Origin of the sequence: Pseudomonas sp. GM49 (genome assembly GCF_000282355.1) — a bacterium.
Lineage (GTDB): Bacteria > Pseudomonadota > Gammaproteobacteria > Pseudomonadales > Pseudomonadaceae > Aquipseudomonas.
In genome coordinates, this window is record NZ_AKJL01000181.1 from 1 (window position 1) to 13,428 (window position 13,428).

Here is a 13,428-nt window from a genome sequence, read left to right on the forward strand (position 1 = left end):
GCAGCGACCGGCAACCCGTCGCGATACACCAGCCGATTGCTGGCCAGCGCCGGGACTTTCACGCCGGGCAATAGCGTGCCGGCGAGGTTCAGCGGATCCACCCCGCACACCGCGACCAAACTCCCGTCATGGGGCCGACGTCGCACCTCCCGTAGCAATGGAATCGCCTCGGGCAGGGCGAATTGCTCGCCCGCCAGGCCACTGACAAACCGCCCGCCGCGAATTTCGCCGCGTGCCTCCAGGCGATGGTAAGTACGCAGCAGTTCGCGCCAGCTGGGTAACCAGTCCGCCTCACGCTCCAGCAAGCGCCAGAACACTACACCGTAGCGGCGCAGCAAGGTCATGGCGATGTGTTCCAGGGTTTCGGCAGGCGTCGGAGCGGGGCGCTGGTTTTGCACCGCCGGCGCGGCAGGTGCGCGTTGCAACAGGGCCCAGCGCCCGGCGTCGTCCATGCCACCGATGAATGCCCCACGTCCACGCCGGCTGTTGCGAGGCTGGCGCTTGCTGGCCGGGGTGATCAGTGCGCGCAATCCGGCGAAGCTGTCGGCGTTTACCAGCCCCGCGCCCACCAGTTCCTGCAGGGCGATTTCCAGCTCCGAACGCAGCAGGTGGGCCTCATGGATCAGCTCATCGAAAAATAGTGCGCCGTGCTGGCTGAGGGCGGCATGGACCTTTTGCGTTTTCGGCGACAGTTCGCTGACCGGAGTCTGTTCGGTCAAGCCGCTCCAGAGTCCGACCCGGTTGCGCGGCAGCAACACAATCGGCGTACTGCGTAGTGCGGTACTGGCGCTTTTGTTAGGCGCGGTCAGGCGCGTCCACACCAGTCTGCCGCTGCGGCACAACTCATCCAGCCAGGTAGCCGAGTAGTCCTTGATTCGCGTCGGCAGGATGTCGCTGTCCCAGGCTGAAGCGGCGGCTGGGTAGCCTTCGAATTGTGCAATAACGGCTGGCAATATTGCCGCGCCCTGGCCCTGGCTTGCGGTCGACACATGCTGCCAGTCAAACAGGAATCGCATGAAATCCTGCAACGCCACCGGTTCGATTTCCCGACGCAGGCGCTTGACCGTGTAGCGGTGAATCCGCGCCAGCAAATGCCGCTCGCACCATTCTTCCCCGGCGGTGCCCGGGGTGAAGCGGCCGCGCAACACGTAGCCTTCGCGTTCCAGTTGCGCCAGGGCCTGGTTCACTTGTGCCGCGGACAAATCGAGTGGTTCGGCAATGCGATCGAGCACAAGTGGCCCGAAGGCGCTGAGCCGTGCGCGGATCAGTTCATGTACGGCTTCGTCGGGGTCCCAGACTTCATCGAAGTTCGGCAGCGCTTGCAGGGGGGGCGTCAATTCGGCTTGCGGATAGATCGCCCGCAGGCAAGTCAGGCGCTCCAGCGCCAGCCACAACGATTGTCCGGCGTTGATCTGCAAGCGGCTGGCGTGTCCGCTGTCGGCCAGGGTATTGAGCCAGTCGAGCCACTGCGGGTTGATGCGAGCCTCGGCATCGGTGATGCACGCCAGGCTCATCAATGCTTCGTGCATTTCATCGACACCGGAGGGCGCAGGCCAGGCTTCGTCGCGCACGGCGGCAATCGCCTCGGCGTCCAGCGCACCGAGATCATCGGTGGATTGCGGGTCGCTCCAGCGGCGATTGAGCACCGCTTGGGTGCGGCGTTCCTCCAGCGGAGCATCGTCGAGGAAGGTGTAGGGGCGGGCGCTGAGAATCTCCGACGCCAGCGGCGAAGGCGCCGGCAAGTCGCGGCTGATCAGGCGAATGTCGCCACGTTCCATACGCCGCAACAAGGCCAGCCAGCCCTCCGTGTCCATGGCTTCGTGCAGGCAATCGTCGAGGGTTTGCTCCACCAGTGGATGGTCGGGAATCTCCCTTTCGCCGGCGAGGTTTTCCACGCAGGCGATCTGATCGGGAAACACGCTGGCGATCAGGTCTTCACTTTTCATCCGCTGGATCTGTGGCGGGACTTTGCGCCCGCCGCTGTAGCGCGGCAGGGCCAGGGCCACGCCGGCATTCCAGCGCCAGCGCACGCCGAACAGCGGCGCGTCGAGCACGGCTTGAGTCAGGATGTGCTCGGCGCTGTTGCTGTGCAGGTAGCGCCAGACATCGTCCAGTTCAAAACTGTGGCTGGTGGACAGCGACAGCACAATGGCGTCTTCGCTGGCGGCGGCCTGCAATTCGAAATTGAAGGTGCGACAGAAACGCTTGCGCAGGGCCAGGCCCCAGGCGCGGTTGATGCGGCTGCCGAACGGAGTGTGAATGACCAGTTGCGTGCCGCCTGACTCGTCGAAAAAACGCTCCATCAACAGCGTGTCTTGCGATGGCAGGGCGCCCAGCGTCTGCCGTGCGCGGGACAGGTAGTCCACCAGTTGTTCGGCGCTGGCGAGGTTCAAACCCAGGGTCTCGGTCAGCCAGTCGAGCGCTGGTTGCACATTGCCTGGCGCAGTCCCCAGCAGGTCGTCGAGTTGTGCCTGCAAGCGCGCCACCGCCGAGGACAATTCGGCACTGCGCCCCGGCGCTTCACCGAGCCAGAACGGGATGGTCGGCGGCTGGCCCTGGGCATCCTCGACCCGAACCTTGCCGGTTTCCACCCGCAGGATTCGATAGGACGTATTGCCCAGCTGGAAGACATCCCCGGCAATGCTTTCCACCGCGAAGTCTTCGTTGATGGTGCCGATATTCAGCCCTTGAGGCTCCAGCAGCACGCTGTAGTCGGCGTTGTCCGGAATGGTCCCGCCACTGGTCACTGCGGTCAGTTTCGCGCCACGGCGACCGCGCAGGGTGCGGCTCACAGCGTCGCGGTGCAGGTAGGCGCTACGGATGCCCTGACGCCCGTTGTAGCCCTCGGCGAGCATGTGCAGCAGCGCCTGGTAGTGTTTGTCGTCGAGCCCGGTGTAGGGCGAGGCACGGCGCAGCATCTCCAGCAGCGCTTGCTCCGGCCACTCCTGGCAACTGACCTCGGCGATGATCTGCTGCGCCAGCACGTCCAGCGGCGCTTGCGGAATCAACAAGGTGTCGAGTTCACCCCGGCGCACGCAGTCGAGCAGGGCGGCGCATTCGATCAAGTCGTCGCGGGTGGTGGCGAATAAACGCCCCTTGGGCGTGCCGCCGACCTGGTGCCCGGAGCGGCCGACCCGTTGCAGAAAACCGGCAATCGAGCGCGGCGATGCGATCTGGCACACCAGGTCGACGTCGCCGATGTCGATCCCCAGTTCCAGCGACGCCGTGGCGATCAGCACTTGCAGGTCGCCGCGCTTGAGTCGCTGCTCGGCGTCCAGGCGAAACTCCTTGGCCAGGCTGCCGTGGTGGGCCGCGACGGCGTCCTTGCCCAGGCGTTCGCTCAGGTGACGGCTCAGGCGTTCGGCCAGGCGCCGGGTGTTGACGAAAATCAGCGTGGTCCGGTGCTCGCGGGCAAGGGCGGCGAGGCGGTCGTAGACCAGTTCCCAGACATCGTTGGCCATCACGGCCGATAGCGGCACGGGCGGCACTTCGATATCCAGGTCGCGGGGGCGGGCATGGCCGATGTCGATGATCTCGCACGGACGGTCGCGACCGACCAGGAAGCGCGACACCGCTTCGATGGGCTTTTGCGTGGCCGACAGGCCGATGCGCAGCAGCGGCGCCGGGCAGAGTGCTTGCAGGCGCTCGAGGCTCAGGGCCAGGTGACTGCCGCGTTTGCTGGCGGCCATGGCATGGATTTCGTCGATGATCACCGTTTGTGTGGTGCCGAGCATCTGCCGGCCGGAATCAGAGCCGAGCAGCACGTACAGGGATTCCGGGGTGGTCACCAGGATGTGCGGCGCCGTCTTGCGCATCGCCGAACGGTCTTTTTGTGGCGTGTCACCGGTGCGTACTGCGGTGGTGATCTGCAATTCGGGCAGGCCCATCACGCGCAATTGCCTGGTAATGCCGGCCAGCGGGTTTTGCAGATTGATCTGGATGTCGTTGGACAACGCCTTGAGCGGCGAAACGTAGACCACCAGCGTTGCGTCGGGCAGGCCGTCGGCAGACTCCAGGCCACGATGCACCAGGTCGTCGATGACGGCGAGAAAGGCGGTGAGGGTCTTGCCGGAACCGGTGGGCGCGGCGACCAAAGTCGAGCGGCGCTGGCGGATCAACGGCCACGCCCGGGCCTGGGCGGCGGTGAGCGCTGGGAATGTGTGGCTGAACCAGGCGCTGACGGCAGGGTGAAAGCCGCTCAGGGCACTGTCTGCGGGGATGGGCAGGTTCATGCAGCAAGTTATGCGGGTGGGGGGCCGAAGATGCAAGTACCGCTCAGGATCTCTAGTGGCCTTCAGGGCCCCTTCGCGGGCAAGCCCGCTCCCACAGGGGATCGGCGGTGTACCCAAATCCAGTGTGGGAGCGGGCTTGCCCGCGAAGAGGCCAGTCCAGGCACCGCAAAAGTCGGACATCTACACTTTACGGGTGACGGTTGCGCACTAAACCCGCAAAATGCAACGATTCCGGCAATTACCAACGACACCGCCTGGGCGCGGTGTTGATAAAGCCATTGTTCCAATCAGACTGGGCCTGCTGACTCTATGCGAATGCGCCTTATGTTACTGGGCGGCGGAAATGCCCTTGGGCAGGCGCTGATTCGCCTCGGTGCGGAGGAAGACATCGGTTTCCTCGCCCCCCGCCCGCCCGAAAACGGCTGGGATGCCGCGAGCCTGACACAACTGCTCGACGACACCCGTCCCGATGCGTTGATCAACCTTGCCTACTACTTCGACTGGTTTCAGGCCGAAGCGGTCAGCGAACAGCGCCTGGCCGGGCAAGAGCGTGCGATCGAGCGTCTGGCGGAACTGTGCCAGCACCACAACATCGTTCTGCTGCAACCTTCGAGCTATCGCGTATTCGATGGCTCCCGCGCCACCGCCTACAGCGAAAAAGACGAACCGGTGCCCCTGGGCCTGCGGGGCCAGGCCTTGTGGCGGATCGAGCAAAGCGTTCGCGCCACCTGCCCGCAACACGTGCTATTGCGTTTCGGCTGGTTGCTGGACGACAGCCCGGACGGCACCCTTGGCCGCTTCCTCGCCCGTGCCGAACAACCCGAAGAACTGCTGATGGCCGACGACCGGCGCGGCAATCCGACGCCGGTCGACGATGCCGCCCGCGTGATCATTTCAGTGCTCAAGCAACTCGATTGCGCCGCACCGCTGTGGGGTACCTACCACTATGCCGGGCATGAGGCGACCACGCCGCTGGCGCTGGGGCAGGCGATTCTGACCGAAGCCCGCAGCCTGCATCCGCTGGCCATCGAAGCCCCGACCGCCCAGGCCCACGCCGCGCGTCCGGATGCGGCAGAAGAACCGCAACACGCGGTATTGGCCTGCAAAAAAATTCTGCACACCTTCGGAATCAAGCCGCGCGCCTGGCGTGCGGCGCTTCCCGCTCTACTGGACAGGTTCTATCGCCATGGCTGACCGTCCCGTTTTGATCACCGGCGGTGCCGGTTTCATTGGTTCGCACCTGACTGACGCCCTGCTCGCCAAGGGCCATGCGGTGCGGATTCTCGATGACCTGTCCACCGGCAAGCGCAGCAATCTGCCGCTGGATAATCCCAGGGTCGAACTGATCGTCGGCGACGTGGCCGATGCAGCTGTGGTCACCCAGGCGATGGCCGGTTGCAGCGCCGTGGCGCACCTGGCCGCCGTGGCTTCGGTGCAGGCCTCGGTGGACGATCCGGTGCGCACGCACCAGAGCAACTTCATCGGCACGCTGAACGTCTGCGAAGCCATGCGCCAGGCCGGGGTCAAGCGCGTGCTGTTTGCTTCCAGCGCGGCGGTGTATGGCAACAATGGCGAAGGTGAGTCGATCGACGAAGACACACCCAAGGCACCGTTGACGCCTTATGCGGCGGACAAACTGGCCGGTGAACATTACTTCGATTTCTACCGCCGCCAGCATGGGCTGGAGCCGGTGATTTTCCGCTTCTTCAACATCTTCGGCCCACGCCAGGATCCGTCCTCGCCGTACTCCGGGGTGATCAGCATTTTCAGCGAGCGCGCGCAAAAGGGCCTGCCGATCACGGTGTTCGGTGATGGCGAGCAGACCCGGGATTTTGTCTACGTTGAAGACCTGGTCGACTTGCTGGTGCAGGCCATCGAGAAGCCCCGGGTCGAAGACGGTGCGGTCAATGTGGGCTGGAACCAGGCGACGACCCTCAAGCAAATGCTCGAAGCACTCGAAGCTGTGGTCGGTCAGCTGCCTCCGGTGAGCTACGGCCCGGCGCGCTCCGGTGACATCCGCCATTCCCGGGCGAACAACCGGCGTCTGCTGGAGCGCTTTCACACCTCCTCGCAAACACCGATGAGTGTGGGGCTGGCGCGGTTGCTGGGGCGATAGATCGCTTCCATGCGGACATGAAAAAGGCGCCTTTTTACAGGCGCCTTTTTCACGGCCGGAATTTACTTGCAGCTTGTGTAATTTCTGTGGCGAGGGAGCAAGCTCCCTCGCCACAACAGCCTCATTCACCACCACGTGAACGTTCTATCAGAACTTGTAGCCCAGGCCGACCATGTACACAAACGGATCGACGTCGACGTTGACCTTGGCGCGGGTGCCCGGTGCAATTGAGTTGTTTTCAACGGTGGCGCGGGTGTCGATGTCGATGTAGCGCACCTGGGCGTTGAGCAGGATGTTGTCGGTCAGCATGTAGTCGGCACCAACCTGCCAGGCCAGGCCCCAGGAATTCTTCGCCTTGAAGTTGCTGAAGCCGGCGGACTTGGCTTCGCTGCTGAGGCTTTCGTCGTAGATCCAGGTGTAGTTGATGCCGCCGCCGACGTACGGCTGGAAGGCTGACTTCGAATCCAGCGGGTAGTAGACCACGCTCAGGGTTGGCGGCAGGTGTTTCAGGGAGCCGAGTTTGCCGTTGGCAGCCGGCAGGGCGGTGCCTTTGAGTTTCACGTCATGCTCGAACGGAGTGGCGGCGAGCAGTTCGATCCCCCAGTTGTTGGTGAGCATGTAGGCGAAGTTCAGGCCCAGCTGCGTGTCGCTGTCCATGGTTGCCTTGCCGCCCAGGTTGGTACCGGCCAGCGGACCCTGATCGACCTTCACGCTGGAGCTGTCGGCTTTCGGGTTAACGGTGATGGCGCCCGCACGAAGGATGATGTCGCCGGCCTCGTGGGCGTGGGCGAGCGGGGCTGCGAGCGCGAGGGCAACCAGCGTAGCGCTGAGCATGGACTTGTTCATGGGGGCTCCAGAGGACGTTAAAAATGTTCGATGTCCAATGGTAAGGTGCCTAACGAATCGGTCTTTTGATGCAGCTCAATGAATGTGGGAAGGGAGTGGTTTTTGTGGTGTTGCTGATGGCCTCATCGCGAGCAAGTCGGATCGCCGCACCGTCGCTCCCACAGGGGATTTGAGTCGAGACACAGATCAAGTGTGGGAGCGAGCTTGCTCGCGATGGCTGACTGAAGGTCGACACAAAACGACCGGATTTACTCCGGCAATTCATACAGATAAATCTTGTCCGCCTCCATCTGATACCCGGCATCCGCCAACTCGCTGGTGGATGCCTTGACCTGTAGCGCGCCTTCGATCCAGTAAGGCTGATACAACTCGTCGAGCTTCACGCCGACTTCGCTTTTGACGTGCACGATCTGGTTCGACGGCGGTGGCGGTACGTGGATGCAGGCGCCGAAATACGGCACCAGCAGAAACTCCGTGGTGCGTCCTTCCTCGCTCACTTCCAGCGGCACGATGTAGCCCGGCAGGCGAATGTTCTGGCCATCGAGGGCCTTGACCACCGGTGCATTGGGCATGTCCTGCCTGGCGGCGGGTGCCGACTCGGCTGACAGCGCATTACTCATCTGCGACAGGTCGTGCAGCGGCGTCATGTTCGGTACTTCTTTCGGCGCATCCGGTGGAATCATCTCCGACCAGGTCAGGTCTTTTGGCTGGGCCGCCCACAGGGGCAGGGCAACCAGCATCAACAGCGCAAGTACAGCGCGGGGCATTTTCAACGTCCTCATAAGCGGATCGACAGGCCATCGGCCAGGGATTGGCGATAGGCGCGCCAGGCTGGCACGCTGCCCATCAGCAGCGCGGCGATCAGGATGCCACCGAGCAGTGTCCATTCATATTCACTGGGCCAGGAAAGTGGCAGGTACAGGCCGTAATTGGCCTGCACATAACCCTGGGCCGCGGCGATGCACACATACAGCAACGCCACGCCGGCAATCACGCCCGACAGCGCCAGGGCAAAGGCTTCAAGCACCAACAGCGTCGCGATGTGCCACGGTCGAGCGCCCACCGAGCGCAGGATCGCCATCTCCCGGCGTCGCTCGTTGAGGCTGGTGAGAATGGCCGTGAGCATGCCGATCAACCCGGTCAACACCACAAACAGCGAGACCACGAACAAGGCTTTTTCTGCCGTGCCCATCAGGCTCCACAGCTCTTGCAACGCCACCCCCGGCAAAATCGCCAGCATCGGCTCGCCACGGAATTCGTTGATTTCACGTTGCAGGGCAAAGGTCAAAATCTTGTTGTTGAGGCCGAGCATGAACGCGGTGATCGCTTGCGGCGTCAGGTCCATGTTGCGCGCCTGATCGGCCGTGATGCGACCCTCGCCACGGGCCGGCACGCCGTTGTGCCAGTCGATGTGAATCGCTTCCATGCCGCCGAGGCTGATGTGCAGCGTGCGGTCCACCGGGGTGCCGGTGCGCTTGAGAATGCCGACGACAGTGAATGGCTTGTCGTCGTGCTTGACCAGGCTGATCGCCGCCACGCCGTGGGCCAGCACCAGTTTTTCGCCGAGTTTGTAGTGCAGCGCATCGGCTACTTCGGCACCGAGCACGACTTCGAACGGGTCGGTGGCGAAGGCCCGGCCAACAGCCAGTTCCAGGTGTTGCTGGCGGCCGTACTGGTAATGCTCGAAGTAGGCTTCGGTGGTGCCCATCACCCGGTAGCCGCGATGGGAATCGCCGAGGGACATCGGGATCGCCCACTTCACTTTCGGGTTGTTGGCGAAGTGCTCGAAGCTGTCCCAACGAATGTTGTTGGTGGCGTTGCCGATGCGGAACACCGAGTACAGCAACAGGTTCACCGAGCCTGAGCGGGCACCGACGATCAAATCGGTGCCGCTGATGGTGCTGGCGAAACTGGCCTTGGCTTCGGTACGCACGCGCTCCACCGCCAGCAGCAGGCACACCGACAGGGCGATGGCGAACGCGGTGAGGATCGCGGTGAAACGGCGGTTAGCCAGGCTGGCCATGGCTAGACGAAACAAATACATCTCAAACCTCGGACAGGATGGCGGCGCGATTGAGTTCGGCCAGCGACAGGTTGTGGTCGAACAGCGGCGCCAGGCTCTGGTCATGGCTGACGAACAACAGGCTCGAACCGGCTTCGCGGCACTCGGCGAACAGCAGGCGAATGAAGTTCTCGCGGGCGTCGTAATCGAGGGCCGAGGTCGGCTCGTCGGCGATCACCAGTTCCGGTTGACCGATCAGCGCGCGGGCGGCGGCGACCCGTTGTTGTTGGCCGATGGACAGCGAGTCGGCGCGGCGACCGAGGATGTTTTCATCCTTCAAACCCAGGTGGGCGAGTAGCGTGGCGGCCGCTTTGTCGACGCTCCCGTGGCGTTGTTTCGCCCGTTCGGCGCGCAGTTTCGAGAAATGGCAGGGCAGTTCGACGTTCTCGCGCACCGACAGAAACGGCAGCAGGTTGAACTGCTGGAAGATGTAGCCGGTGTGATCGACGCGAAAGTGGTCGCGGGCGCCGGCCGACAGTTGTGTCAGTTCCTGGCCGAGCAGGCGGATGCTGCCGCGATCAGGCTTTTGTACGCCGCCGAGCAGACCGAGCAGGGTGGTCTTGCCGCTGCCGCTGGGGCCTTTGAGGAACAGGGTTTCCCCGCGCTCCAGACGAAACGCCGGGATGTCCAGCAGTGGCGGGTGACCGGGCCAACTGAAGCCCAGGTCGGACAGTTCGATGAGTGCTTGGGTCATGGCACCGATTTCATAAGTGTGGGAACTGGTCTGGGTTTCACTTTCAACACAACCCCTGTGGGAGCGAGCTTGCTCGCGATGAGGGCGTCACATTCAACATCAATGTCGCCTGTGCGACCGCTATCGTCGGAACGCCGCCCGGAGCAAGCTCGCTCCTATAGGGATCTTCAGTGAGTTCAGAATTTCAGTGCAGCAGCCTTGGCCGTCACTTCAACCCCTTGCTGCCCGCTCGGGCCGATCAGTTGTACCTGAATTTTCCGGGTGGCCGGGAACGTGTTGAAAATGTTCGCCAGATCCAGGGTCTTCAACGCGTCTGGCGTGGCGCAGGTGAACTGATAGCGAGCGTGGATTTCGCTGTGATCATGGTGATGTTCGTGGCCGTCTTCGTCCTTGGCGTCTTCATCATGGTCATCGTCGGCATCGGGCGTATCACCGAACAACGGGCTTTCCAGTTCCTGGTTTTCCACCACGCAACCGGCGGCTTTCGGCAGGTTGAACAGGGCCAGTGGTTGCTCAAGCCGGGTACGTGCGGCGACGACTTTGGCTTTGTCTGCATCGCTGGTGGCGACGTGTTCGAAACCCACCAGGTTCATGGCCGGACTTTCCAGTTCCAGCTCCAGGGTCTTGCCGTCCAGCACAGCGTTCAGGCGGCCCACGCCATGTTCGTGGGCACCCAGGCTGCCATGCTCATGATCGTGTTCGTCGGCAGCATGGGCGGCAGCCAGCGGCAACATGGCAAACGGCAGAGCGAGAAGCAGACGGCGCATGACGAGTCTCCGAAAAGTAAAATGAAGAATTTGTTATGTAATCTTATAACGTAATTGCGCAGAGTTTGACTGCCTGCTTGGCGTTGCACAAGTCCCATGGGAGCATGCCGGGAAGAAATGTGCGGGAGCAGACCTATGTTGCGAATTCGCGGAAGCATCGGCGACTGGCCGGTGGATTTGACTCTGGAGATGGACGATGCGGACTGGGCGCGACTAGGGGCGCAGTTGCAGGTGGAAAAACCCGCAGTCAGCGCGCCGACGGCGAAACCGCTGAATCAGGATGATGCGCTGTGGCAGATCGCCAGGGATTTGTTGCGCAAGGCAGGGCAGCTCAGCGGGCCGGATCTGCTCGATCAACTCGAAGGCCTGACCGGCAGTGCGGCGGTGGGCAAGCGCCTGCTGGTGCGTTTGCGCCATTGTGCGGATGTGAAAGTGGAAAGCGGCGGCGATACACCGTTGTACCGCTGGCTGTTGTAGGAGCGAGCTTGCTCCGGGCGGCGTTCCGACGAAGGGCGTCAGGGCACCGCGGTCATACAGGTAGCCCTCATTATCGTTGACGCCCATCGCGAGCAAGCTCGCTCCTACAAGGTGGCGCTTAGTACAGCGCAGCAAACAACTTGCGACGGTACGTGCTCACCAGCGGATGATCATTGCCCAGCAACTCGAACACCTGCAGCAAGGTCTTGTGCGGCAAACCTTCGCTGTAGCTGCGGTTGCGGATGAACAGCTTGAGCAATGCGTCCAGCGCGGCGTCGTACTGCTGACGGGCCAGTTGCTGGATCGCCAGTTGGTAGACCGCTTCATCGTCCTGGGGATTTTTCGCCAGCCGGGCTTTCAGGTCGGCGGCATCCGGCAAATCCCTGGCCAAACCGAGAAACTTGATCTGCGCCTTGGCACCGGCCAGCGCGGCCTTGTGCTCGTCGCTCTTGACTGCATCCAGCACGGCTTGTGCTTCGCCCAGTTCACCGCGCTCAGTCAGGCAGCGGGCGTACAGGATCAGTGCCTTGGCGTTGGTGTTGTCTTCACCCAGCAGCACTTTGAGCAGGGCCTCGGCATCGGCAAAGCGGCTGTCGTCGAACATTGCCTGGGCCTGTTCGAACGGATCGGCAGCGGCCGGTGGCGGCATCTGCACATGGGGTTCGAGCAGGGCGCGGACGGCGGATTCAGGCTGGGCACCGGCAAAGCCGTCGACAGGCTGGCCGTCCTTGAACAGCACCACGGTCGGCAGGCTGCGGATACCGAAGCGGGCGACGACGTCTTGCTCGATGTCACAGTTGACCTTGGCCAGCAGCAACTCACCCTGATAACTCTCGGCAATGCTCTGCAACATTGGCATCAGCACTTTGCAGGGCGCGCACCATTCGGCCCAGAAATCCACCAGCACCGGCTTGTGGAAAGAGTTCTCGATCACCGACTGGTCGAAATCGGCAGTCGTGGCGTCGAAGATGTACGGCGTTTCCTGACTCATGGGCAATCTCGTAGAAGCGTGAATGGGGCAACTATACGGCTTGGTGGGGGCGGGCCGAAAGCGGGGTGGCAGTTGGTCTTTGGTTGTCTGATAAACCGCCATCGCGAGCAAGCTCGCTCCCACACTGGATCTATGTCGTGCATAAATCCCCTGTGGGCTTGCTCGCGAAGCTCTTGGCTAGCGCTGCGCGTGGTACAGGCTCACATGCCGAAACTCGTGGGGCTCGGCCAGATCCGGCAAGGTCATGGCTTCGAGCATTTCGATGCGCCGGTACAACGGATGGCGAAAATCCCGCACTCTTGAGTCCGCCACCAGCGCCTCACGGCCGCGACTCAGGAACTGGTCGAGCAGCGGCAGGTTCGCCCGGTCGTACAACACATCCGCCACCAGAATCAGATCGAAGCGATCGGCCTCGGCGAAAAAGTCCGTCGAGTAATTGAGCTGTACATCATTGAGTTCGGCATTCGCCCGGCACGCGGTAATCGCCAGCGGGTCGAGGTCGCAGGCCAGCACTTCCAGCGCGCCGGCCTTGGCAGCGGCAATCCCCGCCACGCCGGAACCCGCGCCGAAATCCAGTACCCGCTTGCCTTCGACCCAATGCGGATTTTCGGCCAGATAACGGGCCACGGCCAGGCCACTGGCCCAGCAAAAACTCCAGTACGGCGGTTCATGCAGGATGCGCCGGGTTTCTTCCGGGCTGAAGGCACGGTCCATGTTGTCGCCGTCGATCAGCCACAGTTGCAAATCGGTTTCCGGCAACGGGCAGGCCACCAGTTGTGCATCGCCGAGCAATTCAGCCAGGGCCCGTTGCAGGTCGAGCGGTGCACTCATGGGGCTTTGACGAATTGCAGTTGGCCCAGGGCCTGGGTGGTCGGCTGGGTAATCAGCTGCGACGGCAGGTGCAGGATCAACTGGCCGGACTGACTGGCGCGGCCTCGCAGTTCAACGCGGGCACCGACCGGGAAGGATTCCGGATTGAAGCGCAGGTGAAACGGCAGCACCTGGTTGTTGCCGATCAGGCTGGAACTGGCGAGCAATTGTTGCGGGCGGTCTTTTTCGTCGATCACCAGCAGCGCCAGTTCGACTTCAGCGCCGGCGGGCACACCTTGCAAGGTGCCGCTCAATTCGCGCTGATACGCGGGCAGCGGGCCAAGTTCGGCAGCCTCACGGGCCTTCTTCTGTGCTTGCTGCGGCGCCGGGCCTGGCGTTGGCGGCTGGGGCTTGGGTGCATCGCTGCCGCAAG

12 protein-coding genes are annotated in these 13,428 nt (G+C 62.9%); 3 read left to right on the plus strand and 9 right to left on the minus strand.

What is annotated here, in order from left to right; all coding sequences use genetic code 11:
• A partial coding sequence (locus PMI29_RS12655) for a DNA glycosylase AlkZ-like family protein (protein ID WP_007999163.1) occupies positions 1-4,232 on the minus strand: 4,232 nt, incomplete at its 3' end.
• 309 nt (positions 4,233-4,541) lie between these two features.
• Here PMI29_RS12655 and PMI29_RS12650 point away from each other — a divergent pair.
• Both PMI29_RS12650 and PMI29_RS12645 read left to right on the plus strand, forming a co-directional pair.
• A complete protein-coding gene (locus tag PMI29_RS12650; RefSeq protein WP_007999165.1) occupies positions 4,542-5,426 on the plus strand; it encodes a sugar nucleotide-binding protein in 885 nt (294 codons plus the stop codon).
• Complete coding sequence (locus PMI29_RS12645) at positions 5,419-6,348, plus strand: NAD-dependent epimerase/dehydratase family protein (protein WP_007999167.1); 930 nt, start codon at positions 5,419-5,421, stop codon at positions 6,346-6,348. Before PMI29_RS12650 ends, PMI29_RS12645 begins: the two co-directional genes overlap by 8 nt.
• Before the next feature lie 147 nt (positions 6,349-6,495).
• Here PMI29_RS12645 and PMI29_RS12640 read toward each other — a convergent pair whose 3' ends face one another.
• From PMI29_RS12640 to PMI29_RS12620, 5 genes are all read right to left on the minus strand, one after another.
• Entirely contained in the window at positions 6,496-7,194 is a 699-nt protein-coding gene (locus tag PMI29_RS12640; protein WP_007984444.1) for an OmpW/AlkL family protein, read from the minus strand.
• A gap of 248 nt (positions 7,195-7,442) precedes the next feature.
• Positions 7,443-7,961: a DUF3299 domain-containing protein gene (locus tag PMI29_RS12635; RefSeq protein ID WP_007999169.1), complete on the minus strand. Its 519-nt coding sequence runs from the start codon at positions 7,959-7,961 to the stop codon at positions 7,443-7,445.
• A gap of 11 nt (positions 7,962-7,972) precedes the next feature.
• The gene (locus PMI29_RS12630) at positions 7,973-9,238 is read right to left on the minus strand and encodes an ABC transporter permease (protein WP_007999171.1); all 1,266 of its coding nucleotides are present in this window, start codon (positions 9,236-9,238) and stop codon (positions 7,973-7,975) included.
• A gap of 1 nt (position 9,239) precedes the next feature.
• Positions 9,240-9,950, minus strand: a complete 711-nt coding sequence (locus tag PMI29_RS12625) for an ABC transporter ATP-binding protein (RefSeq protein ID WP_007999174.1) — start codon at positions 9,948-9,950, stop codon at positions 9,240-9,242.
• Positions 9,951-10,126: 176 nt separating this feature from the next.
• Positions 10,127-10,717: a DUF2796 domain-containing protein gene (locus PMI29_RS12620; RefSeq protein ID WP_007999176.1), complete on the minus strand. Its 591-nt coding sequence runs from the start codon at positions 10,715-10,717 to the stop codon at positions 10,127-10,129.
• A 135-nt stretch (positions 10,718-10,852) separates the two neighbouring features.
• On the opposite strand from PMI29_RS12620, the gene PMI29_RS12615 reads away from it, so the two are divergent.
• Entirely contained in the window at positions 10,853-11,194 is a 342-nt protein-coding gene (locus tag PMI29_RS12615; protein WP_007999178.1) for a hypothetical protein, read from the plus strand.
• 118 nt (positions 11,195-11,312) lie between these two features.
• Here PMI29_RS12615 and trxA read toward each other — a convergent pair whose 3' ends face one another.
• From trxA to PMI29_RS12600, 3 genes are all read right to left on the minus strand, one after another.
• Positions 11,313-12,185 carry a thioredoxin gene (gene trxA, locus PMI29_RS12610; protein ID WP_007999183.1) on the minus strand — a complete coding sequence of 291 codons (873 nt, stop codon included), beginning with the start codon at positions 12,183-12,185 and terminating at the stop codon, positions 11,313-11,315.
• A gap of 177 nt (positions 12,186-12,362) precedes the next feature.
• Positions 12,363-13,016: a class I SAM-dependent methyltransferase gene (locus tag PMI29_RS12605; RefSeq protein WP_007999185.1), complete on the minus strand. Its 654-nt coding sequence runs from the start codon at positions 13,014-13,016 to the stop codon at positions 12,363-12,365.
• Positions 13,013-13,428 (minus strand): YbaY family lipoprotein (locus PMI29_RS12600; RefSeq protein WP_007999187.1); only part of this gene is annotated, 416 nt, incomplete at its 5' end. The genes PMI29_RS12605 and PMI29_RS12600, both read right to left, overlap by 4 nt.